The organism is Mesorhizobium sp. HAY1-8B (assembly GCF_056868045.1).
The window spans coordinates 263,547-284,181 of the sequence record NZ_CP200321.1; the positions used below are offsets into that span (position 1 = coordinate 263,547).

25 protein-coding genes are annotated in these 20,635 nt (G+C 62.6%); 11 read left to right on the forward strand and 14 right to left on the reverse strand.

Going from position 1 to position 20,635, the window contains the following annotated elements; all coding sequences use genetic code 11:
• Nucleotides 1-2: 2 nt before the first annotated feature.
• Nucleotides 3-266 (forward strand): hypothetical protein, encoded by a 264-nt coding sequence (locus AC1VON_RS01265; protein WP_483120096.1) that lies wholly within the window; start codon nucleotides 3-5, stop codon nucleotides 264-266.
• Here the strand turns inward: AC1VON_RS01265 and AC1VON_RS01270 are convergent.
• The 4 genes from AC1VON_RS01270 to AC1VON_RS01285 form a co-directional block, all read right to left on the reverse strand.
• Entirely contained in the window at nucleotides 263-1,321 is a 1,059-nt protein-coding gene (locus tag AC1VON_RS01270) for a dipeptidase (RefSeq protein ID WP_483120098.1), read from the reverse strand. The genes AC1VON_RS01265 and AC1VON_RS01270 overlap by 4 nt on opposite strands.
• Nucleotides 1,322-1,467: 146 nt before the next feature.
• Entirely contained in the window at nucleotides 1,468-1,767 is a 300-nt protein-coding gene (locus AC1VON_RS01275; RefSeq protein WP_140772677.1) for a GNAT family N-acetyltransferase, read from the reverse strand.
• Between the two features lie 2 nt (nucleotides 1,768-1,769).
• The gene (locus AC1VON_RS01280) at nucleotides 1,770-2,405 is read right to left on the reverse strand and encodes an alpha/beta hydrolase (protein WP_483120100.1); all 636 of its coding nucleotides are present in this window, start codon (nucleotides 2,403-2,405) and stop codon (nucleotides 1,770-1,772) included.
• A gap of 4 nt (nucleotides 2,406-2,409) precedes the next feature.
• Complete coding sequence (locus AC1VON_RS01285; RefSeq protein ID WP_483120102.1) at nucleotides 2,410-3,342, reverse strand: VOC family protein; 933 nt, start codon at nucleotides 3,340-3,342, stop codon at nucleotides 2,410-2,412.
• 224 nt (nucleotides 3,343-3,566) lie between these two features.
• On the opposite strand from AC1VON_RS01285, the gene AC1VON_RS01290 reads away from it, so the two are divergent.
• Nucleotides 3,567-5,132 carry an alkaline phosphatase family protein gene (locus tag AC1VON_RS01290; protein ID WP_483120104.1) on the forward strand — a complete coding sequence of 522 codons (1,566 nt, stop codon included), beginning with the start codon at nucleotides 3,567-3,569 and terminating at the stop codon, nucleotides 5,130-5,132.
• Nucleotides 5,133-5,208: 76 nt separating this feature from the next.
• On the opposite strand, the gene AC1VON_RS01295 is transcribed toward AC1VON_RS01290, so the two are convergent.
• On the reverse strand, nucleotides 5,209-6,525 hold the full coding sequence (locus AC1VON_RS01295; RefSeq protein ID WP_483120106.1) for a PRC-barrel domain-containing protein: 1,317 nt from the start codon (nucleotides 6,523-6,525) through the stop codon (nucleotides 5,209-5,211).
• A gap of 267 nt (nucleotides 6,526-6,792) precedes the next feature.
• Here AC1VON_RS01295 and AC1VON_RS01300 point away from each other — a divergent pair, with 267 nt between their 5' ends.
• Nucleotides 6,793-7,713, forward strand: a complete 921-nt coding sequence (locus tag AC1VON_RS01300) for a diacylglycerol/lipid kinase family protein (RefSeq protein WP_483120108.1) — start codon at nucleotides 6,793-6,795, stop codon at nucleotides 7,711-7,713.
• A 92-nt stretch (nucleotides 7,714-7,805) separates the two neighbouring features.
• Here the strand turns inward: AC1VON_RS01300 and AC1VON_RS01305 are convergent, their stop codons facing one another.
• Nucleotides 7,806-7,979, reverse strand: coding sequence for a hypothetical protein (locus AC1VON_RS01305; protein WP_483120110.1), 174 nt, complete (start codon nucleotides 7,977-7,979; stop codon nucleotides 7,806-7,808).
• A 154-nt stretch (nucleotides 7,980-8,133) separates the two neighbouring features.
• Here AC1VON_RS01305 and AC1VON_RS01310 point away from each other — a divergent pair, with 154 nt between their 5' ends.
• Nucleotides 8,134-9,666, forward strand: a complete 1,533-nt coding sequence (locus AC1VON_RS01310) for a sensor histidine kinase (RefSeq protein ID WP_483120112.1) — start codon at nucleotides 8,134-8,136, stop codon at nucleotides 9,664-9,666.
• Nucleotides 9,667-9,696: 30 nt separating this feature from the next.
• Here the strand turns inward: AC1VON_RS01310 and AC1VON_RS01315 are convergent, their stop codons facing one another.
• The 3 genes from AC1VON_RS01315 to AC1VON_RS01325 form a co-directional block, all read right to left on the reverse strand.
• Nucleotides 9,697-10,155 carry a hypothetical protein gene (locus AC1VON_RS01315; RefSeq protein WP_172348248.1) on the reverse strand — a complete coding sequence of 153 codons (459 nt, stop codon included), beginning with the start codon at nucleotides 10,153-10,155 and terminating at the stop codon, nucleotides 9,697-9,699.
• An 11-nt stretch (nucleotides 10,156-10,166) separates the two neighbouring features.
• Nucleotides 10,167-10,493, reverse strand: a complete 327-nt coding sequence (locus AC1VON_RS01320; protein WP_140772693.1) for an ElaB/YgaM/YqjD family protein — start codon at nucleotides 10,491-10,493, stop codon at nucleotides 10,167-10,169.
• A gap of 128 nt (nucleotides 10,494-10,621) precedes the next feature.
• The gene (locus AC1VON_RS01325; protein ID WP_172348247.1) at nucleotides 10,622-11,383 is read right to left on the reverse strand and encodes a Crp/Fnr family transcriptional regulator; all 762 of its coding nucleotides are present in this window, start codon (nucleotides 11,381-11,383) and stop codon (nucleotides 10,622-10,624) included.
• Nucleotides 11,384-11,462: 79 nt separating this feature from the next.
• On the opposite strand from AC1VON_RS01325, the gene AC1VON_RS01330 reads away from it, so the two are divergent.
• Nucleotides 11,463-11,915: a response regulator gene (locus AC1VON_RS01330; protein ID WP_140772841.1), complete on the forward strand. Its 453-nt coding sequence runs from the start codon at nucleotides 11,463-11,465 to the stop codon at nucleotides 11,913-11,915.
• A 41-nt stretch (nucleotides 11,916-11,956) separates the two neighbouring features.
• On the opposite strand, the gene AC1VON_RS01335 is transcribed toward AC1VON_RS01330, so the two are convergent.
• Together AC1VON_RS01335 and AC1VON_RS01340 are read right to left on the reverse strand one after the other, a co-directional pair.
• Entirely contained in the window at nucleotides 11,957-12,508 is a 552-nt protein-coding gene (locus AC1VON_RS01335) for an RNA polymerase sigma factor (protein WP_010911883.1), read from the reverse strand.
• 3 nt (nucleotides 12,509-12,511) lie between these two features.
• Entirely contained in the window at nucleotides 12,512-12,715 is a 204-nt protein-coding gene (locus tag AC1VON_RS01340) for a NepR family anti-sigma factor (RefSeq protein WP_172348246.1), read from the reverse strand.
• 223 nt (nucleotides 12,716-12,938) lie between these two features.
• Here AC1VON_RS01340 and AC1VON_RS01345 point away from each other — a divergent pair, with 223 nt between their 5' ends.
• From AC1VON_RS01345 to AC1VON_RS01370, 6 genes are all read left to right on the forward strand, one after another.
• Nucleotides 12,939-13,733 (forward strand): response regulator, encoded by a 795-nt coding sequence (locus AC1VON_RS01345; RefSeq protein WP_027059087.1) that lies wholly within the window; start codon nucleotides 12,939-12,941, stop codon nucleotides 13,731-13,733.
• Between the two features lie 208 nt (nucleotides 13,734-13,941).
• Entirely contained in the window at nucleotides 13,942-14,106 is a 165-nt protein-coding gene (locus AC1VON_RS01350) for a DUF1328 domain-containing protein (RefSeq protein ID WP_027031438.1), read from the forward strand.
• 191 nt (nucleotides 14,107-14,297) lie between these two features.
• Nucleotides 14,298-15,332 carry a sensor histidine kinase gene (locus AC1VON_RS01355; protein WP_483120118.1) on the forward strand — a complete coding sequence of 345 codons (1,035 nt, stop codon included), beginning with the start codon at nucleotides 14,298-14,300 and terminating at the stop codon, nucleotides 15,330-15,332.
• A 137-nt stretch (nucleotides 15,333-15,469) separates the two neighbouring features.
• Complete coding sequence (locus AC1VON_RS01360) at nucleotides 15,470-15,646, forward strand: hypothetical protein (protein ID WP_172348244.1); 177 nt, start codon at nucleotides 15,470-15,472, stop codon at nucleotides 15,644-15,646.
• A gap of 199 nt (nucleotides 15,647-15,845) precedes the next feature.
• Nucleotides 15,846-16,172, forward strand: a complete 327-nt coding sequence (locus AC1VON_RS01365; protein WP_483120120.1) for a hypothetical protein — start codon at nucleotides 15,846-15,848, stop codon at nucleotides 16,170-16,172.
• 108 nt (nucleotides 16,173-16,280) lie between these two features.
• Nucleotides 16,281-16,526: a YMGG-like glycine zipper-containing protein gene (locus AC1VON_RS01370; protein ID WP_056575798.1), complete on the forward strand. Its 246-nt coding sequence runs from the start codon at nucleotides 16,281-16,283 to the stop codon at nucleotides 16,524-16,526.
• A gap of 98 nt (nucleotides 16,527-16,624) precedes the next feature.
• On the opposite strand, the gene AC1VON_RS01375 is transcribed toward AC1VON_RS01370, so the two are convergent.
• The 3 genes from AC1VON_RS01375 to AC1VON_RS01385 all read right to left on the reverse strand — a co-directional run bounded on the left by AC1VON_RS01375 (nucleotide 16,625) and on the right by AC1VON_RS01385 (nucleotide 20,585).
• The gene (locus tag AC1VON_RS01375) at nucleotides 16,625-18,265 is read right to left on the reverse strand and encodes a CHASE domain-containing protein (RefSeq protein ID WP_483120122.1); all 1,641 of its coding nucleotides are present in this window, start codon (nucleotides 18,263-18,265) and stop codon (nucleotides 16,625-16,627) included.
• 150 nt (nucleotides 18,266-18,415) lie between these two features.
• Entirely contained in the window at nucleotides 18,416-19,219 is an 804-nt protein-coding gene (locus AC1VON_RS01380) for an ATP-binding cassette domain-containing protein (RefSeq protein WP_172348241.1), read from the reverse strand.
• 13 nt (nucleotides 19,220-19,232) lie between these two features.
• Nucleotides 19,233-20,585, reverse strand: coding sequence for a sugar ABC transporter permease (locus AC1VON_RS01385; protein ID WP_483120124.1), 1,353 nt, complete (start codon nucleotides 20,583-20,585; stop codon nucleotides 19,233-19,235).
• Nucleotides 20,586-20,635: the final 50 nt, after the last annotated feature.

Consider the following 20,635-nt stretch of genomic DNA (forward strand, 5'->3'; position numbering starts at 1 on the left):
CCATGGCCGACGAAGCGGACAAGCAGCAAGAAGATGGGGAAGCCGCCGAGCAGTGGGACCTGGTCAACACGCCGCTCGGTGAAAAATGGTCCGGCCGCACGCGCTATGCCGCTGCCATGTTCTTCTACAAGCGCGGCGAAATGAGCGCCGAGACACTCGAGGTCTACCGCATCTGCGCGCGGCTTGATTCCGAAGATCCGCTGCCGATCATCCGCGATCGCGGCGTCGGCAGGGACTGGCTGAAGCGCATGGGCTTCGAATTCTAACCTATCGTTCTTTCGAGCATGCTTAGCCAGTTGCGATAGGCGATCTTTTCGATCAAGGCGCGGCCGAAACCGCGCGCTGCCAGCGCATCGATCAACTTCGGCAGGCCGGCGACGTCGCCGATGACCGCCGGGACCATGGCACCGTCGAAATCCGAGCCGAGGCCCACGCCATCCTCGCCCAGCGCCTGCAGCAGGGAATCGACATGGCGTACCATGATGTCGAGGCTGGTATCGGCATTCATGCGGCCGTCCTCGCGCAGGAATCCGGTGGCGAAGTTCAGCCCGACCATGCCGCCGGACTCGCGGATCGCGCCGAGCTGCCAGTCGGTCAGATTGCGCGAGTGGCCGCATATCGCATGCACGTTGGAGTGCGTGGCGACCAGCGGCGCATCGCTGAGCCCGGCGACATCGCGAAAGCCTTTTTCGTTGAGATGCGAAAGATCGATCATGATCTTCAGCTCGTTGCAGGCCTTGACCAGCGCCTTGCCGGCATCGGTCAGACCCGGGCCCGTGTCCGGCGAGGACGGAAAGCGGAACGGTACGCCGTGGCCAAAGGCATTTGGACGGCTCCAGACGATGCCGAGCGAACGCAGGCCGGCGGCATGCAGCACATCGAGCATGGTGAGTTCGGGATCGATCGCCTCGACGCCCTCGATGTGAAAGACTGCGGCAATCGTACCTTGCGCCATGGCGTTGCGCACGTCGCCGGCACTGCGGCAGACGGCAAGCGCCCCGGCCCTTTCCAGCCGGAACAGGATCGAAGCCATCGCAATCGTCGAATTGAGCGCATCGGCGCGCGGCACCTCCGGCGGCAGCGGCTCGCTGTCGCTGGGCGCCAATGGCACGGCACTTCGCCTGGCCTTCTCGACCGGCGGCGGGAAGATCGCGAACATGCCGCCGGCAAAGCCGCCGGCTTTCGCGCGCGGCAGGTCGATATGACCGCCCGATTTCCCCTCGATGAACAGCTTTTCGACGTCCGCGTTCTTGGACTGATAAAGGCGCAGCAACGTATCGTTGTGGCCGTCGAAGACGGGGACGAGGTCTGTTTCGGTCATCAGGGGATCATTCAGTTCGTTTGTCGGCACGGCGAGATATCATATCTAGGCAAGATATCCGGTCGCGGCAAATGACAAAGCCGACCGGCAGCGGGAGTTGCCCCTTTATCCACCCGCTGCCGCCTGTCAACGAAGTGCCGCGCTCCCTACTGCTTCAGCACGTCGGCCCATTCCGGATGGCGGCGGAACTGGGCGTTGGCGAACGGGCAAAGCGGAATGATCTTCTTGCCCGCCGCGCGCGCATCCTCGACGGCGCGGGTGACCAGCCGAAGTCCGGCACCCTGGCCGCGAAACGCGTCCGGCACTTCGGTATGGTCGATGATGATCTGGTGCTCGCCAATCTTGGTGAAGGTCATCTCGGCCTCGGCGCCACCGGGGCCGCGCAGGACATAGCGGCCCTTGGAGCCGCGGTCTTCCAGTTCGATCTCAGGCAGTTGGTCGGGCATTTCTAGACTCCTTGCGCGACACCGGCAAAGAGCCGCCGCGCCGCTTCGATTTCATTTGGCCGCACCTCGTGCCCGCCTTCGTGCCACTCCACTGTGACATCGGCGCCGTCGGCACGCAAATAGGCTTCGAGCCGCGTCGTCAGGTTCGGCGGGCAGATCGGATCGCGCTTGCCGGCGGTCAGCAGGATGTGTCGGCCGGCGAGGCTACCCTCCACCTTTGGTTCGAACGGGATCAGCGGATGCATCAGCACCGTGGCGTCGAACAGACTTGGCTCGGCGAACACCACGGACGCCAGTATGTTGGCGCCGTTGGAGTAGCCGAGGCCCAGCACCGCCGACGGCTTGGCCGCCCCGACATGGGCTGCTTCGACATGCGCCTTGACGAATTCAGCCATCTTGCTCGTCCCCCGCGCCAGGTCGTCCATGTCGTAGACACCCTCACCGGTGCGGCGGAAGAAGCGCGCCGCGCCGTGTTCCGACACATCGCCGCGCGGCGAGATGATGGTGGCCTGGGGCACAAGATCGCGCCCCGGCGACAGAAGCTGGCTCTCGTCGCCGCCAGTGCCATGGAAGACGAAAAGCATGGGACCGCCCGGCGAACCGGGCAGCACCTTGTGGATGTAAGCGTCCTTGCTCATGATCTCAGCCTTCCAGCTTCTGCAGATGCTGCTCGAGATAGGGCCGCAGATGCTGATGCTGCGTCGGCAGCTTCAGCGCTTCGCCCAGATGCGCGGTGTCCTCGTCGCGGTCGAAACCGGGCTCGTTGGTGGCGACTTCGAACAACACGCCACCCGGCGTGCGGAAATAGATCGCCCAGAAGTAATCGCGATCGATCACCGGTGTCACCCCATAACCCGTATCCATCAACGCCTTGCGCACTTCGAGCTGCTTGGCGCGGTTCTCGACGGCGAAGGCGACATGGTGGACGGAGCCGGCGCCGAGATCGGCGAAGGCCGCGGTCGGCAGCGATTCGATATCGACGACATCGGCGCCATTGCCGTTCTTCACGGCCAGCCGCCTGACATTGGCTGATTTCTCGATCTCCTCGTAGCCCATGAACTTCAAGAGCTCTTCGGTGGCGCCGCCATCCTTCAGCCGAAGCGCAACCGAGTGGAAGCCGCGGATCGCTTCGTCGGCCGGAATACCGCCCTTGACCCAGGGCGCACGGCTGTCTGCCTTGGCCTCGACGAGCGCGAAACCGTCTCCGTCGGGACCCGCAAATCTGAGCCGTTTCTCACCAAAGCTCTCCTCGCGGGCGACATCCGCCACGCCTTCGTCGGCGAAGCGCTTTTCCCAATAGGCGAGCGTGCCTTGCGGCACGGAGTAGACCGTGGTGCCGACTTCGCCGACGCCGCGGCGGCCCTTGCCGATGTTGGGAAACGGAAAATAGGTCATCACCGAACCGGGCGTGCCGACCTCGTCTCCATAATAGAGGTGGTAGACGTCGGGCGCATCGAAATTGACTGTCTTCTTGACCCGGCGCAGGCCGAGCTTGTGGGTGAAGAAATCATTGTTCCGGCGCGCATCCCCAGCCATGGAGGTGACGTGATGGAGGCCCTTGATCTGGTCGAGCATTGTCTTGCTCCTTCCCTTGTGTTTGTGCGGCCCTCGCCGCTGTCCACGCCAATATGAGGACACCACCACTTGCGGCAAAGGCGGCAAACGCAGAATGGACTGTGCTGTAAAAGTGAACAATCAAAAGAGATTTGTTCACCAATTAGGCAACGGAAGCGGCCTTGCGCCGTTGCCGGAAATCGTTTCCATGAGCGGCGTCGAACATGCAGCGAAAGGTATCGCGAGTGACAGGAAAAGCCAGGCGCCCCAACGTTCTCCTGATCACTTGCGACCAGTGGCGCGGTGATTGCCTGTCGGCCGCCGGCCACGCCGTGGTCAAGACGCCGAACGCAGATGCGCTGGCCGCCGAGGGCGTATTGTTCAAGCGTCACTATGGCGGCGCGGCGCCCTGTTCGCCCGCCCGTGCCTGCCTTTACACCGGCCTCTACCAGATGAACAACCGGGTCTGCCGCAACGGCTCGCCACTTGACGCCCGCCACGGCAACATCGCACTGCACGCGCGCGGCCTCGGCTACGATCCGACCCTGTTCGGTTACACCGACGTGTCGCTCGATCCTCGCTTGCTGGCTTCAAGCGATCCAAGGCTGAAAAGCTATGAAGGCGTCCTGCCTGGCTTCACGGTGCGGCAACTGTTGCCCGAGCACCAGAAGCAATGGCTGTCCTGGCTGAAGCTGCGTGGCATCGATGCCAGCGCCGGATCTCCCGACATCCATCGTCCCGTGGACGAGGAAGGCGACGCCGACGCGGTGACCGAGACGCCGCCAATCTATTCCAAAGACCATACGCCGACGGCTTTCCTTGCTGGCGAGTTCATCCGCTGGCTCGGCGAGCAGGAGCAGGCCACGCCCTGGTTCGCGCATCTCTCCTTCATCAGCCCGCATCCACCCTTCATCGTCCCGGAGCCCTACAACACGCTATATGATCCGGCCGATGGCCCGGCGTTTCACCGCGCGGAGAGTTGGCGGGCTGAAGCGCAGAGCCATCCCTATCTCGCCTATGATCTTGGCCGCCAGAAACGCGCTAAGTTCCGTCCCGGCACGACAGGCAGGGTGCACGACTGGAGCGAGGACGATTTCCGCCGCATCCGGGCGATTTACTACGGCATGATTTCGGAGGTCGACGCACAGCTTGGCCGCATCTGGCAGGCAGTCAAGGTTTCAGGCGCGTGGGACGATACCATCATCATTCTCACCTCGGACCACGCCGAAATGATGGGCGATCATTTCATGCTGGGCAAGGGCGGCTATTTCGACGGCAGCTACCACATTCCGCTGATCATTCGCGACCCGCGACATCGCAAGGCTGCCGGCACCAGCATCGATCGCTTCACCGAAGCGGTGGACATCTTGCCCACGCTTGTGGACCTGCTTGGCGAGCCGCCCAAACCGCATCTCGACGGATGTTCGCTGAAACCATTCCTGAGCGGCGGAACCCCGGCTAGCTGGCGCGATGCCGCGCACTGGGAATTCGACTTCCGCTCGATCGCAGGCGGCGAGGCTGAAGCGCATTTCGGCATTGGCTCACGCCAGTGCAACCTGGCGGTCATCCGGACCAAGAAATTCAAATACGTGCATTTTGGCGGCGGCCTGCCGCCGTTGCTTTTCAATATCGAGGCGGACCCGGGCGAACTGACCAACCTCGCCACCAGCCCCGCACATCTGTCCACTCGCCTGGAATTCGCCGAGCGGCTTCTCGCCTGGCGGGCCGAGCATCTCGACCAGTCACTGGCGCTGGCGGAATTGACGGAAAATGGCGTGGTTGGCCATGTGAGCAAGGCAACAAGGGAATAGGACAGCAAGGCGGTATGTTTGGGCCATCGGCACCGACGCCGACCCTACTGCCCTACTGCCCTACTGCCCTACTGCCCTACCTCACAATCATCCGCTGCTGGTCACGCTTCTCGGCATAGCTGCCCTTGTCATAGGCAGTCTGCGCCTGCAGCTGTTCCTTGGTGAAGGTCGTATAGAGATACTTCTTGCCGTCCTTGTCGGTCATGAATTTGAGATTATCCAGGCCAACCGCGACCTCCTTCCCGCCGATGCCGAGGAAGCCGCCGACGTCGACGATCACGGCATCGGTTTTGTTGTCCGGCGTCAGCACGACATCGCCGATCTCGCCGACCTTGGCATCATTGGCGCCGTAGACCGTGGTGCCCTTGAGGTCGTCGGCCCTGATCTCGCCGACCGGCATCGCGGTCAGCGTGGACTTGTCGATGGCAGCCGTCTGCGTCTGGTCGGGAGCCGTCGCGGCCGGAGCCTCGGCTGTCTTGTCCGCCGGAGCGGCGGCGGGAGCCGTGGTCGCGGCCGGTGCAGTCGTCGAGGGTTCATTGGAAGCGGTCGTCGCCGGCGCCGGATCATAAGCCTTGCGGTTGAAATCCGGCTGCGCCTGCAGCTCTTCCTTTGTCGTCTGCGCCACCAGCCAGCGGTCGCCATTCTTCTCGGCCCACTGTGCCTTGCCGAAATCATAGGTGACATTCTTGGCGCCTAGACCAAGAAACCCACCCACGCCGATAACCAGGGATTCGGCCTTGCCTTCCTTGGAAAGCACGATGTCGTTGACGCTGCCGATATTCTGCGCGTCGTCACCGGTACCGTTGTAGACGGTCTCACCAATGATATTGGTGGCAAGGTTGCCGTCGGCGCGCTTCACCGGCTCGGCCGGGGTAGCATTCATGTCGACAGGTTTCTGCGCGGTATCCGTCGTGGCGGGCGCCGCGGGAGCTGTCGCATCCGTGGAAGCGGCTGGCGCTGGTGCGGGTCCATAGGGCTTGCTGTCGAACTCCGGATGCGCCGTCAGTTCTTCCTTGGTTGTCTGGGCAACCAGCCAGCGGTCGCCATTCTTCTCGGCCCACTGCAGCTTGTCGTAGTCGAAGGCGACATTTTTCGCGCCTACGCCCAGAAAGCCGCCGACGCCGATGACGACGGATTTCGCCATGCCATCCTTGTCGAAGACGACATCGCTGACCTTGCCGATGTTCTCGGCATCGTCGCCCGTGCCGTTATAGACGGATTCGCCGATGATGTTGGTGACGATGCTGCCTTCGGCGCGCGGCACCGGTGCAACTGCGGCCGGCTCCTGAACGGCAGGTGCGTCCGCTGGAGCCGGGGTCGTCGCGCTCTGTGCGAAGGCACCGGTCGCGATCAGCGTTGCGAGTGCGGTCGTGGCTAAAAGGGTGCGGATCATGTTAGTCTCTCCTCGTGCGTCATTTCGTGCACGCCGCGCCCGATTGAACCGTCGCTGGGAAGATCGGGCGTGGCATCTCCACGGGTTCACAACGTCGTGACCATGCTGTTGTTCCGACAAAATTGGCCAGGATTCGAGCGGTTGCGCGGCGGCTTGAGAACATGCGCAGAATTGCACCGCTCCAATGGAACCTTTCCCGGACCGCCACGTTGCAGCCTGCGGCTGGGCTTCGCCCCGGCACGTTTTGACTGACAAACGGAGCGGGGCATGAAATTTGCGGCGGTGCTGAACCGGGACGGCGGCACGTTGCGCACCACCGACCTCGCCGCCCTTTCCGACAAGATGCGCCAGACGCTGGAGACGGCAGGCCATTCTCTCAGCATCGATGTCGTTGCCGGCAAGGACGTTGTGGAAGCCCTCGACAGCGCCGCCTCGCGCCGCACCATCGATGTCGTGCTCGCCGGTGGCGGCGACGGAACCATTTCAGCCGCGGCCGCCAGGCTGATGGGCAAGAAGAAGGCGCTGGCCATATTGCCGGCCGGCACCATGAACCTGTTCGCACGCGGTCTCGGCATTCCGCAGTCGCTAAATGCCGCGCTGGACTCCTTCGCCGACGGCGAGATCATCGCGGTCGACATGGCCACGGCCAATGGCCAACCCTTCGTCCATCAGTTCTCGATCGGCATGCATGCCAAGATGGTTCAACTGCGCCAAGGCATGGAATTTGGGTCGCGCCTCGGCAAGATCGGAGCTTCGGCCAAGGCGGCATGGGCGACGATCAAGAATCCGCCTGCGATGAACGTGACGCTCGGCATCGGCGACGCCGAGATGACGGCGCGCATAACAGGCATCGGCGTCACCAACAACCTGTTCGGCGAGGGCCACCTCCCCTATGCGGACAACCCTTCGGGCGGCGTGCTCGGCATCTATGTCACCGTGGCGCAGCAGCGCGCCGAACTGGTGAAGTTCTTCTTCAACGTGGCGCGCGGCAAATGGCGGGACAATGAACATGTGGAAATCCATCAGTCCGACCGCACTGTCCTGAAAATCCATTCCGGCAGCAGAAGGTTCCGCGCCGTCATGGATGGCGAACTCGTCCGGCTCGATCGTGAAACGACCATCGAGATCAAGCCTCGTGCGTTGAACGTCCTGGTGCCCGCCAGCATCGCCGAGGCAAAGGCCGCCTGATGCTGTCCCGAACCATGACGGCCGAGAATCCAGAGCATTGTTCTGACGCCATTCCGGACGGAAAGCCGCTTCAAGCTTTTCCTGGAATTGCGCTAGCCGCTCGGCGCACTTCCCTGCTCCGTCGCCGGTGTCTTGGCCACCTCACCATAGATTTCGGCGATGCCCCAGGCAGCGATAGCCAGGAGCAGCGCGGCGATCAGGATGCGCAGGCCGTGCCAGCCCCATCGGCCCTGTCGCGCCTTGTTTTCGGGAATGATCTTGGTCATGGCCGATCCTTGTTACGTTCTGCGCTTGTTGGCGCACTCGGCAAAACATGGTCGGGTAACGGTTCCCTGCTAGGATGGTTCCGGGAAAGCGAGCCCGTGGCGGGCCGGTTGGTTGGCAAGTCGGCGAAGACCGGCGTGGGCATTGGGGATTGGGGTGAATAGCAAGGCGGAAATAGGGTCGAGCCTGCCGGCCGAGGTCGCGCGCTCGATAGAGGACGAAGACCGGCTGGCCGTGCTGCACGGGCTGGAGATGCTGGATACGGCGGCCGACCCGGATTTCGACCGCATCACCGGCCTTGCCGCATCCGTGATGCAGGCGCCTGTCGCCCTGGTGACGCTCGTCGATGTCGATCGGCAATGGTTCAAGTCCTGCTTTGGTCTCGACGAGACCGAAACCTCGACCGACATCTCCTTCTGTGCCCACGCCATCGCCGCCGGCGACGATCCCATGGTGGTGACCGACGCGGCGACAGATCCGCGCTTCAAGGCCAATCCGCTGGTCACCGGCAGGCACCATGTGCGTTTCTACGCCGGCGCGCCGATGCTCGTGGCAGGCGCCAGGATCGGCACGCTGTGTGTGCTCGACCGCAAGCCACATGCCTTTCCGTCACAGGCCAAGCTCGACCAGTTGAAGACGCTGGCAGGCCTTGCCGCCAGCCTGTTTACCTTGAAGGATGCGACCCGCAGCGGCGCCATCGCCCAGGCAGCACTTGCGCGCGAGGAGAAGCGGCGTGCCATCGCGCTCGACGCTGCATCGCTGGCCAGCTGGGCATGGGATGTCCGCACGGACATCATCGAATGCGATGTCCGATTGTCGGAATTGTTCAACCTGCCGCGTTCGACCCGGCTGCGGGCACGCGACGTCCTGACCGCCATCGATCCGCGCGATGTCTATCAGACCGAAACCCGCTTTCGAGACGCCTTGACCGGCAGCGACGATTATTTCGGCGAATACCGGGTGAAAGACTTTCATCCGCCGCGCTGGGTGGCCACGCGCGGCAGCGTCATCGAGCGCGACGGCGACGGCAAGCCGACGCTGATCTTCGGCGTCAACTACGACATTTCCGAACGCAAGCTCGGCGAAGAGCGGCAGCGGCTCCTGCTGCGCGAACTCAACCACCGCGTCAAGAACACGCTGGCGACCGTCCAGGCGCTGGCGACGCAGACCGTTCGCCATGCCCGCCAGCCGAGTGAATTCCTCGAGGCGTTCAGCGCCCGGCTTCAGGCATTGGGCATCGCCCACAATCTCTTGTCCGACCGCGAGTGGCGCGGCATCGGCATCCGCGAACTCGTCCAGATCGAGATCAGGCCCTTTGACACCGACGACCAGCCGCGTATCACCATCTCCGGCGCCGACCTTTTGCTGTCACCCGATCAGGCCGTCGGCCTCGGGCTCATCCTGCACGAACTGGCCAGCAATGCGCTGCAATATGGATCCCTGTCGGTTGCATCGGGCAAGGTTGATCTCGACTGGAAGACACAAGGCAGGAAGGGCGACCGGCGCCTGGTGCTGACCTGGCGCGAAAGCGGCGGCCCTGAAGTCGCCCCGCCGCAGCGCCATGGCTTCGGCTCGATTCTCATCCGCCGCAGCCTGGCCAAGGTCATTTCAAGCGAAGTCACCCATGAATTCCGGCCCGAGGGCGTCTTCGCCGAAATATCGATGCCGCTGGAAGATCTGTCCAAGTGACGGATCTGATCCAGGGCCGGAGCGGCGGCGTCATGTCCCGTGCCCTGCATCCGGATCGTCGGGCTTCGTATTCTCGCGGTATATGGCATAGGCGGCGAGTGCCACGGCCGGACCCAGAATAATGCCGAGGCCACCCTTTCCCTTGAGCAAGGCCGGCAGCACGGCAAGTGCGGCCGTGATGCCGATCGCCTTCATATCGGCGTTGCGCCGCCGAGCCTCGCGGCGAGCGCGGGCGCCGGACATCAAGCGATGGACGAGAAGAACGAGGCCGGCGACCACCAGGAAGCCGATGCCGAAGCCAAGCGCCGCCGCGAACGATCCATAGCGGGCCGCGGCCCAGATATAGGCTGCCCCAACCAGAAAGCCGAGACCGCACAAAGCCGCCAACGCGGCAAGCGCATAGATGATGGCCGCCGTGCGCGCGCGGCGTATGGCGGCCACGGTCTCACCCGAGGCGAAACCCGAAAGCAGGGATGCCAGCAGTCCCATCTGGGGCGGATCTAGCGACGCGCGAGCAGCGCGAAGAGGAAGCCGACGCCCGCTGCGATCGCCAGCGACGTCACCGGCTTTTCGCGCACGCTCGCCACCATCTGTGCTTCGATATCCCTGGCATTGCCGCGCAGGCTGTCGAAGGCCGCTTCCCCCTGGGCACGCAACTGCTCGACGCCCTCGGCAGCCGCACGGCGCGCCGTGCCATAGCCGTGTTCGCCGGTCTTGGCCAACTGCTTGGTAAGCTTGTCGATATCAGCCTTCAGCTGCTTGATGTCGGCTTCGAGGTCCGAATTCGTCCGCGCTTCGTTGGCGGTCTTTCCTGCGGCGGTTGCCATTGCTTAACTCCTTGTGATTGCTCGATTTCAAACGCGCCTTGCGTCTCAAGGTTCCGGCATCGGGCTAAACTAGCCGAAAACGCGCGCGTACGCACCAGTCACCAAACCATGAGGAGAGGCGCGCGTCGTCAGATCAGTGGGCGACGCCCCTCGCCCAACCCTTCCCAGCCGGCGAGTTGCTTGAGCCCTTCAGTGTCGACCACCTCGCAACCGCCATCCCGCCAAAAGATCAGCTTGCGGTCCATCAGTTTGCGGATCGTCTTGTTGGTGTGAACCAGCGACAGGCCAAGCGTATCGGCGATGTGCTGCTGCGTGATCGGAATCTGGATGGATTGCTTGCCGTTCAGCCCGACGACCTTGGCGCGGCTGGCTATGAAGGCAATCAGATAAGCGGCGCGCTCGATCGCGCTGCGGCGGCCGACGCTGAGCAGGTTCTCGTCCAGCATGCGTTCTTCGCGCGACGCGATCCAGGTGATGTCGTAGCCGAGGCCCGGATGGTTGCGGTAGAGTTCGTGCAGATTGTCGCGTTCAAAAACGCAAAGCAGCATCGGCGACAAGGCCTCGACGGAATGTTGCATCTCGCCCATGACGCTGCCTTGCAGGCCGATGAGATCGCCGGGCATGAGATAGTTGAGGATCTGTCGTCTGCCGTCCGGCAATAGCTTGTAGCGGAACGCCCAGCCGGACAGTACGGTGTAGAGATGGGCGCTATGGCTCCCCTCCACGAGCACCGTGGCGCCCTTGTCGACCGCGAGTTCGCCCTTCTTGAACTTGCTGATGAAGGCCAGTTCCTGATTTTCGAACTCGCGGAAAACCGGCAATGGCCGTAGAGGACATTTCTCGCAAGGATATTGTCGACTCGATGAAGCACGCCCGTTCTGCCCTGGCATTTCGACCCCTCTCGAAAGCCTGCCGGTCAGCAGGTATCCTTAAACGTTTTGCCGGGACCGGAGTTCCGGGTTGAAAGGCATGTCTTTTTTAAATGACAACACACCCAATTGCGATCATGACTCCCGGCGTTTCAAGGAGCCTTCACCTGTGATGCCCACATTGCTTGACGGATTGCGGATTCTTGTCCTGGAGGACGAATTCCTCATCGCCATGGATGTCGAGCAGCTTTGCCGCGACCACGGTGCGCGGGAGGTGGTGATAGCCCGAGACCTGGCCGAGGTCGACGGCGGAAAGGTCGCGATGCAGTTTGACGCGGCCATTGTCGATCTGATGCTGGGCGGCACGTCGACGCTCGAATTCGCCGCCGGCTTGCGGGAAACAGGCGTCCCGTTCGTGTTTGCCTCCGGTTATTCGGATGCGGACGAGATCAAGGCGTCCTTCCCGGGGGTGAGGCTGGTCACCAAACCCTATTCAGGCGAGGATCTCGTCGAAGCGGTGGCGCGGGCCTACGGACGCGGCTCTGCGGGGTGAGATTGATACAGTGCGTTCGAATCCGCTCGCGGAACCTTACGTCAATGCGCCGCGGTCCCCGTGACCTGAGCCGAGATCGCATCGGGACCATATTCGTCCTCGCCGGAAATCTTCAGGATTTCCTGCAGGCGCGTGCGGGCCCTGCTGACGCGGCTCTTGATCGTTCCGACCGCGCAACCGCAGATTTCGGCGGCCTCCTCATAGGAGAAGCCCGATGCGCCGATGAGGATGATGGCCTCGCGCTGGTCTTCCGGCAATTGCTCGAGAGCGCCACGAAAATCCTTGAGGTCGAGTTGGCCGTGCTGGGCGGGATGCACCGCGAGCCTGGCTGTCATGATGCCGTCGCTGTCCTGAACCTCGCGGCCGCGTTTGCGCATCTGCGAGTAGAATTCATTGCGCAGGATCGTGAAAAGCCATGCCTTGAGATTCGTGCCGGGCTGGAAGCTCTCATGCTTGTCCCAGGCCTTGACCAGCGTTTCCTGGACAAGGTCGTCAGCCTTGTCGGCATTCTGCGTCAGCGACACGGCAAAGGCCCGCAAGCTCGGGATTGCCCCAAGCAGATCGGTCTTGAAGCCTTGGGAGACCGCGGCCATGCCTCAGTCCTTCTTCTGTGCGGGTTCGGTCTGTTCCAGTTGGCTAAGCAACTGGGCAAAGCGATCCGGCACATCATCCGAGACCAGCTCGTCATAATATTGCTTGAGTTTGCGTCCGATCTCGGAGTTCGGCCCCAGAGGGTCGCCGACACCGTTCCGGCGCCTGTCCTCGGCGCCAGCCACAATATCTTTCGTCATATCCTTCATTTCGCCCTTATATTCCCAGCGTTAGGCCGCTCATACTCAACTCAATACAAGGCGAGCGGCACCCTCGTCTGGTTGCCCATCCCGACACCAAACGCCGTTCCCGCCTATTCGTTCCATATCGGCCGGAACTTTTTCACAAAACCCGCGTTGTATTAGCGGGGCTTGCAATCAGCTTGACCTGCAAATCCAGGCAATCACGTCATTCTGAGGGAGACGTTTTACCATGAGTTTATCCGCCACCATCGCACCGCATCTGCCGTTCCTGCGCCGCTTCTCGCGCGCTGTCTCGGGATCGCAAGAGAGCGGCGACGCGCTGGTCGCTGCGATGCTTGAGGCCATCATCGCCGACATCGACATCTTCCCCGAGGCATCGAGCGACCGCATCGCTCTGTACAAGGTTTTCGCCAAGCTGTTCACTTCCGTCGCCATCCGCGTGCCGCAGGAACAGGCGCAATCGGCGTGGGAGCAGCGCGCCGCCGCCAATCTCAATGCGATCGCGCCGCTGCCCCGCCAGGCTTTCCTGCTGGTTGCCGTCGAAGGCTTCAGCGAGGACGAGGCGGCCGAGATTCTCGATGTCGGCGACCAGCAATTCTCCGAACTGCTTGCCCAGGCAAGCAATGAGATTTCCCGCCAGGTGGCGACCGACGTGCTCATCATCGAGGACGAACCGCTGATTGCCATGGACATAGAGGAGATGGTCGAGAGCCTCGGTCATCGTGTCGTTGGAACGGCGCGCACGCATGCCGAGGCGGTGACGATGTTCGGCAAGACGCGGCCGAAGATGGTGCTGGCCGACATCCAGCTCGCCGACGGCAGTTCGGGCATCGAGGCGGTCAACGAGATCCTGTCGTCAACCTCGGTGCCGGTTATCTTCATCACCGCCTTCCCCGAGCGGCTCTTGACCGGCGAGCGCCCCGAACCGGCCTTCCTGGTGACCAAGCCGTTCAATCCCGATATGGTCAAGGCACTGATCAGCCAGGCGCTGTTCTTCGACCGCCAGGCAAAGGCCGCCGCATAGGTTCGCTGTTTTCCAGCACGAATATTCCAGAATCAGAGGCCGTCCGACGCGATGCGTCGGGCGGCCTTTTGGCAGCCGAGACCGTCATTCCTGAATTTCGCTATCGGTTCCGCCTCTAACGGTTTGCAAGCATCGTCTTTTTCGGCAAATGGTGGAACAAACCGCATCCACCCACGTTTTCCCTGCACCATTCGGAAGGAGATGAACCATGCTTTACTGGGCGCTTGTATTTCTCGTCGTGGCAATCATTGCCGGCGCGCTTGGTTTCGGCGGCATCGCCGGCACGTCCGCCGGTATAGCGCAGATATTGTTCTTCATCTTTCTCGCCTTCCTGGTCATTTCGCTTCTGGCCGGCCTGTTCAAACGGGCGTGAGGGCGAGCGCTTCTCCGAGCGAACACTGGAAGCCGCACCCCTCAAACGGTTTCCAGCCACCGCCGGGCGGTATCCCTCCAAGGGACACCGTCCGGCGGACCGCTTTAGAGGGGCAGGTTCTCGGGACATTTCATTTTGGAACCCATTCGACAGTGAGCCGTTCAGCCTGAGTTGGGTGGACAGATAGACCGATGCGCTCCAGGACTGCAGATAAAACGGAAGGCGCACGGAGCGATGAAGTCATCGCCTTGCATCCGGCTGAAAGTGGCATGCAGCTTGGCCGCGCCCTTCTCCACGCACTGCACAATGCAGGCATTTCCGTCCTCTATCAGGATCGCGACATGAAGACCGTGTGGGCTCGCAACATGCGTGCGCCCTGGGCTTCGGACAATTCCGACGGCAACGGCATCCTGCCGACGGCGCAGGCCGACCGGATCAGCGCCGCCAAGCGCGATGTGGTTGCGACCGGCAATCCGGAGCGCCTTGAAATCAGTGTTCCGGTCGAGAATGGCGTCCGCTGGTTTCAGGTTTGGGTCGATGCCGATCGGGGCGACGCCGGTGACGTGCAGGGTGTCGTCACCACCATGGTCGAGACGACCGAGCAGAAGCGGCGCGAACAGACACTGACAACGCTGCTGCGCGAGGTCAGCCACCGCTCGAAGAATCTCCTGGCGATCATCCAGAGCATCGCGAGCCAGACCGGCCGCTATTCAGATGGCATCGGCGACTTCCTGACGCGCTTTCGCGGCCGGCTGCAGTCCCTTGCCTCCTCACAGGATCTCGTTACGTCCTCGAACTGGCGCGGTGCGGCGCTTCATGAACTGGTGACGAGCCAGGTTGGCCGCTATGGGACGAACACACCGCACAGCCTTCGCTTCCGGGGTGCTAACCCTTACCTCAATCCCAACGCCGCGCTTCATATCGGCCTCGCAATGCATGAGCTCGCCGTAAACTCGGTCAGCTACGGCGCTCTGTCCCGGCCGGATGGATTTGTAGAGGTAACCGCCGATCTCAACACCGCCGCGACCGGTGAGGTTACACTCTCGCTGACATGGGCCGAAGCCATCGGAGTCAATGGCGGTCGGGGGACGGAGAAGCGCTTCGGCAGCGTCGCGCTGGAGCGGGTGGTGCCGACATCCCTGAGCGGAACCGCGACGCTCGACATCACGGGTGGCCGCCTCGAATACCGCCTCGTCGTCCCACACAGCAATTTCGAGGCGCAGTGAGCGGCTTGCGGCAAGCAACGACTTTAACCAGCCGTTCACCATAAAAGCGGATGGTTTTTTACCCAGACACCGCCGGAACCTGTCCAGCCTTCGGACATTGTTGGCAGCAGGACTTCAGACGGTAGGGGAGGAATGTTTTGACGGTTGCCGACATCAACAGATTGGAACAGGCCGCCCGTATTTCGATGGGCGAATTTCTGGATGCCGAAGCTGCCGCGGAAACACGCCCTCATGCACGTCACGGCTTGATGAAAGGGATCGGCCTGACGCTGGCCGCGATAATACTCCTGGCCGCTCTGTTCCAGTTGACCTGACCGAAGTCCTGCTCGCCCTCCCCGGCGCTCTCGGCTGGAAGCCGCTAACTTGCCCAGGTCCCAGGCCGGCTTGTCGCTGGCAGCCTTCTGGCCGTGCGGAAACTCAGTTCTTCACACCGTCATTATTTGCTTGTCCTTGTGGCATGACAGGAACTTTTTGACGATGTGCGCCGTTGTTGCGGCGAGAGGACATCTCGTCATGGAACACATAGCCGCGTTGTTGCTGGTCATCGGCTGTTCGAACTCAATGGCCGATTGCCACGAATTGCAGGTGCCCGTCAGTGTTTTCGCGACCGCCGACGAATGCGCCGCTGAACGGCCATTCGCGATGGGCGACGTGCAAGGGCAGGCGCAGCATGTTGTCGCCAAATGCCTCGCGGTCGATCCCGCGCTTGAGGATGACTACGATCAAATAGTCTGGAATGTGCGCCCCGACGGCAGCCTCAATGCATCATTGGCGATTTCCAATGTGGTGATGGCATCGGCGGCGGCGCGCCCAGAAAAAGACTATCTTAGCCAACAATAAATTCGAGCAGCAAAGGCCGTCAGTTCGTGCTAAATGGCTGCTGGACCCAACTAAGCTAAATGGCTGCTGGAGCCAACTAAAGTGTGGACACAAGTGAGGAGTGACTCAATGCGGAAGATGATTATTGCGATGGTTGCGGTTGCCGCTCTCAGCGGCTGCACCTCGACCGAGAAGGACGTGGCTGGCGGCACCTTGATTGGTGCTGGCATTGGCGGTCTGGTGGGCGGCGGCAAGGGTGCCCTGATCGGGGCGGCTGTCGGTGCCGGATCGGGCTTGCTGGTTCGCAACCTGCGCAACGGCTATTGCCAGTATCGCGACCGTCACGGCCGGATTTACACGGCCCGCTGCAACTAATTCGGCGATAGTCGAAACTTCGATCCGGAGGCCGGCCATGCCAGCCTCCGGATTTTGCACGTATGGCATTCCATCGCTACCGGCGCGGTCACTGACCATCAGCCCGTGAGCGGAATTCTTATTTCCACCTTCAAACCATCGGCCTGAAAATCGCGCTTGATCGTGCCGCGCAACTCGCGCGTGACATTGAGGTCGATCAGCTTGGTACCGAATCCGGTCTCGACCGGCGCCTCGACCTTTTTCTTCCCGGCTTCTCGCCAGTTCAGAGCCAGCGTCCGCTCGCGCCCCCGCCCTTCCAGCGACCAGTCCACTTTAAGCGCCCAGTCACTTCGGTGCGCATTGGCGGAATTGCCGGCTTCGCCATATTTCAGCGCATTGGTCGCCAGTTCATGGAAGGTGAGGCCAAGCGCCTGCGTCGTGGTCTCGTCGAGCAGCACCTCGGGACCGGTCAACAACCCCTCCGGCAGGTCCTTGCCGAATACCTGGCCAAGTTCGATGCGCAGGAGATCGGCGAGATCGGCCTTCTGCCAGCGCGAGCGCGTCAGCATGTCCTGGGAAGCGGCCATCGCCTGCAACCTGGCCGAGAACGAGGCCGAAAACTCATTGACGTCGGTGGCTCGCGAAGCTGTCTGCCGCGCGATCGCCAGCACCCTGGTGATCGAATTCTTGATGCGATGCTTCATCTCCTGCAGCATCAGGTCTTTTTCGAGCAGGCTCTTCTCGGTTGTCTCGTGCAAGCGCGACGCCGCCTCATAGGCACGCTCCTGATAGCGCGCCACCAGCGCGATGGCGCCCGCCGCCAGCAGGCCGAACAGCCCAAGCATCACAGGGATGGCGCGCGACGACGGCTGCGAGAAGGCGCTGGTCGGCCTGAACAATACCGTCCATGGCCGGCCGGCCACCGTGATCTTGCGGGTGACCAGCAGCCGATCGCCAAAGGACGAAACCGGCGGCGTCTCCGACTGGAACAGAAGGTCGTCGCTGTTCACCGCGCCGTCATAGATTTCCGTGTTGACCGGCAACAGCGGCGCACGGCTGAGCGCGATCTGGAACAGGTCGCGGGCGCGGAAGGCCGCGTAGAGAAAGCCCGCGGTCGAGGATCGCGATGCGTTGATGACCTCGGGCGCTGTTTCGACGTTAAGCCGGACGAAGACCAGGAAGCCGGTGAAGGTCTGCGTGGCGCCCGTACCTTGGCCCAGTTGCAGCAGCCCGCTCGCGTGCTGCTGGTCATCGGCCATCGCCTTCTCGATCGCCGCGCGCCGCACTGGTTCGCTGAACATATCGTAGCCGATGCTGGCCTGGTTGGACGGGTCCATCGGCTCGAAGAGCATGATGGGCGCGCGCCATGGCTGCGTCGTCTCCGGATAGACCGGATGGCTGGCGCCAAAATCGTGCAGGATGTCGCGTTCGACCGCCGCCTCATCGCCCGTCTTGACCAGCCCGAGGAAGCCGATGCCGCGCAGGCCGGCGAAATTGGTGTCGACATCCAGCGCGTTGAAGAACGCCTTGAACTCGTTCTGGGAGATGTCGCCATTGCGGGCGTCGAACAGGGCCTGCGTCGACCGCAGCAGCGACAAATGCAGATCGATACGGCTCTCGATCCGGTTGAGTGCGTCATCGGCCGCCGCCTCGAACTTGATGCGGGCGGCTTCCTGCGTCGCGAAATAGGCGAACCCCGCCATGGTCATGCTGATCAGCGCAACGGCGATGAACGCGACAATCGGAAAAAGCTTTTTCAACGGATGATGCGGCCCATGAGCAATACCGGACCTTTATGGTCAAGTCGCCGGGCCAACACAATGGCAAGGCCAACCCATCGCGATCACTGGCACATCACGTGAGCGGCAACGGGGACGTGCGGGAGAGCCAATGCACCCCGCCGAAAGCCCTCAGGCGGCGATCTTCAACGCACCTGGTCCGGGAATGGCGCCAGGGGGACATTTGCCCAGGATGATCATGCCGAGCACCTCGTCCTGTGTGACGTCGGTGGTGCGCGCGGTGCCGACGACCTGTCCGTTCTTCATCACGCAGACCCGGTCGGCCAGCTCGAACACATCATGGATGTCGTGGCTGATCAGGAAGATGCCGATGCCGTCGGACTTGAGCTGCCTGACCAGTTCGCCGACCTGAGCCGTCTCTTGCGGACCGAGGGCCGCCGTCGGTTCGTCCATGATCAGGATGCGGGCGTTGAACAGGATCGCGCGTGCGATCGCCACCGATTGCCGCTGTCCGCCCGACAGTTTGATCACCGGTTCCTTGAAGCGCTGGAAGCGGGGATTGAGCCGCCCCATCACCTTGCGCGCCTCGGCCTCCATGGCAACATCGTCGAGCGTGCCCCAGGCGGTCATCAGTTCGCGGCCGAGGAAGAGATTGGCAGCGGCGTCGACATTGTCGGCCAAGGCGAGCGTCTGGTAGATCGTCTCGATGCCGTATCTCTTGGCGTCGCGCGGGTTGGAGATCGAAGCCTCCTCGCCATTGACGAAGATCTGTCCGGCGTCGCGCTTATAGGCGCCCGACAGGATCTTGATCAGCGTCGACTTGCCGGCGCCGTTGTGGCCGAGGAGCGCCACGACCTCGCCCGGGAAAAGATCGATCGAGGCGTCGTCGACGGCCCGGATGCCGCCAAAGGCGATCGAGATGTTGCGCATGTCGATCAGCGGCGTGCCGGCGGCGGGAGAGGTTTTGTCAGCCATGATCTTTCTCCCCCTAAACCCGTTTGCGATAGACGGTGTCGAGCCACACGGCGATGACCAGCACGGCGCCGACGACGATGCTCTGCAACGGCGAGTCGACGCCAAGCAACACCATGCCGGACTGCAGCGACTGCATCAGCAGTGCTCCGAGCATGGCGCCGATGATCGTTCCGGAGCCGCCGGCCAGCGACGTGCCACCGATGACGGCGGCGGCGATGACAAGCAGCTCGTCCAATGTGCCAAGCACGTTGGTCGACGAGTTCTGCCGGGCAGACGAGATCGCGGCGGCGATCATGGCCAGCACGCCCATGATCATGAACACCTTCATGGTGATCCAGCGTGTATTGATGCCCGCCAGGTTGGCGGCCTCCGGATTGCCGCCGATGGCAAAGACATAGCGGCCGAAACGGGTGCGGTTGGTGATGAAGGTCATGATCAGCCCGACGGCGATCGCCATCAGCACCGGGATGGCAATGCCGTGGGCGATGAACAGGCCACCCTCGGGCACGGTGATGTTGTTGGCGGCGGCGTATCTGTTCACGATGCCGATGGGCCAGGGATAGGAATTGGCCAGCCACACCGCGCCCATGATGACGGCGCAGGTGACGGTGCCAAGCAGCGCCTCGGCCCAGACCGGGCGCAACGGGAAGCGGAAGCGCTTGCGCTGCACCCGCCCATTGAACAGTGCAAACACGACGGCGAGGCAGGCGACGATGCCGACGATCCAGCTCCAGGTGGCACCGATCGATCCGGCCGGGCCGCCGCCCATCAGCTGGAACGTGGCGTCGAGCGGTGCCACGGTCTGGCCGCTGGTGACCCACCAGGCGGCACCGCGCCAGACCAGTAGGCCGCCCAGCGTGACGATGAAGGCCGGCACTTCGAGATAGGCGATGATGAAGCCCTGGAAAGCGCCGATCAGCAGCCCGAGCGCCAGCCCGATGACCAGTGCTAGAACCCAGATCCAAGGATTGCCGAGTTCAAGCCCGACGAACCGGACCAGGAAATGCACCTGGGCGAAGCCCATGACCATGCCGATCAGACCCTCGGCAGAGCCGACGGACAGGTCGATATTGCGCATGACGATGACCAGCACCATGCCGCAGGCCATGATCGCGACAGCGGAAGTCTGCACCGACAGGTTCCACAGATTGCGCGGAGTGAGAAAGGTGCGGCTGTCGAAATCGAGGGGATTGACGCCCAGACGCAGACTCGAAATCACGTGCAGCCCGACCCAGATCAGCAACAGGGCACCGATCATGCCGAGCATGCGGGTGTCGATCTCGGTTGCCTTCAGGAACCGGGCGACCGCGCCAAGCTCCGACGCGCGCGCGGTGTCGGCCTGCGGGCTGGACGTCGTGTCGGTCATGATTCCTCCCACCGGCCGGCCATCCGGCGCGGAGCCGGAACGCAGCCTAG

Coding starts and splice junctions, on each gene's coding strand:
- AC1VON_RS01385 (WP_483120124.1), bottom strand. CDS start 20,585: ATGACCGACACGACGTCCAGCCCGCAGGCCGACACCGCGCGCGCGTCG.
- AC1VON_RS01315 (WP_172348248.1), bottom strand. CDS start 10,155: ATGGGACTGCTGGCATCCCTGCTTTCGGGTTTCGCCTCGGGTGAGACC.
- AC1VON_RS01350 (WP_027031438.1), top strand. CDS start 13,942: ATGCTTTACTGGGCGCTTGTATTTCTCGTCGTGGCAATCATTGCCGGC.
- AC1VON_RS01365 (WP_483120120.1), top strand. CDS start 15,846: ATGGAACACATAGCCGCGTTGTTGCTGGTCATCGGCTGTTCGAACTCA.
- AC1VON_RS01270 (WP_483120098.1), bottom strand. CDS start 1,321: ATGACCGAAACAGACCTCGTCCCCGTCTTCGACGGCCACAACGATACG.
- AC1VON_RS01345 (WP_027059087.1), top strand. CDS start 12,939: ATGAGTTTATCCGCCACCATCGCACCGCATCTGCCGTTCCTGCGCCGC.
- AC1VON_RS01340 (WP_172348246.1), bottom strand. CDS start 12,715: ATGAAGGATATGACGAAAGATATTGTGGCTGGCGCCGAGGACAGGCGC.
- AC1VON_RS01380 (WP_172348241.1), bottom strand. CDS start 19,219: ATGGCTGACAAAACCTCTCCCGCCGCCGGCACGCCGCTGATCGACATG.
- AC1VON_RS01275 (WP_140772677.1), bottom strand. CDS start 1,767: ATGCCCGACCAACTGCCTGAGATCGAACTGGAAGACCGCGGCTCCAAG.
- AC1VON_RS01355 (WP_483120118.1), top strand. CDS start 14,298: ATGCGCTCCAGGACTGCAGATAAAACGGAAGGCGCACGGAGCGATGAA.
- AC1VON_RS01300 (WP_483120108.1), top strand. CDS start 6,793: ATGAAATTTGCGGCGGTGCTGAACCGGGACGGCGGCACGTTGCGCACC.
- AC1VON_RS01330 (WP_140772841.1), top strand. CDS start 11,463: ATGTCTTTTTTAAATGACAACACACCCAATTGCGATCATGACTCCCGG.
- AC1VON_RS01325 (WP_172348247.1), bottom strand. CDS start 11,383: ATGCCAGGGCAGAACGGGCGTGCTTCATCGAGTCGACAATATCCTTGC.
- AC1VON_RS01335 (WP_010911883.1), bottom strand. CDS start 12,508: ATGGCCGCGGTCTCCCAAGGCTTCAAGACCGATCTGCTTGGGGCAATC.
- AC1VON_RS01320 (WP_140772693.1), bottom strand. CDS start 10,493: ATGGCAACCGCCGCAGGAAAGACCGCCAACGAAGCGCGGACGAATTCG.
- AC1VON_RS01295 (WP_483120106.1), bottom strand. CDS start 6,525: ATGATCCGCACCCTTTTAGCCACGACCGCACTCGCAACGCTGATCGCG.
- AC1VON_RS01280 (WP_483120100.1), bottom strand. CDS start 2,405: ATGAGCAAGGACGCTTACATCCACAAGGTGCTGCCCGGTTCGCCGGGC.
- AC1VON_RS01265 (WP_483120096.1), top strand. CDS start 3: ATGGCCGACGAAGCGGACAAGCAGCAAGAAGATGGGGAAGCCGCCGAG.
- AC1VON_RS01285 (WP_483120102.1), bottom strand. CDS start 3,342: ATGCTCGACCAGATCAAGGGCCTCCATCACGTCACCTCCATGGCTGGG.
- AC1VON_RS01305 (WP_483120110.1), bottom strand. CDS start 7,979: ATGACCAAGATCATTCCCGAAAACAAGGCGCGACAGGGCCGATGGGGC.
- AC1VON_RS01370 (WP_056575798.1), top strand. CDS start 16,281: ATGCGGAAGATGATTATTGCGATGGTTGCGGTTGCCGCTCTCAGCGGC.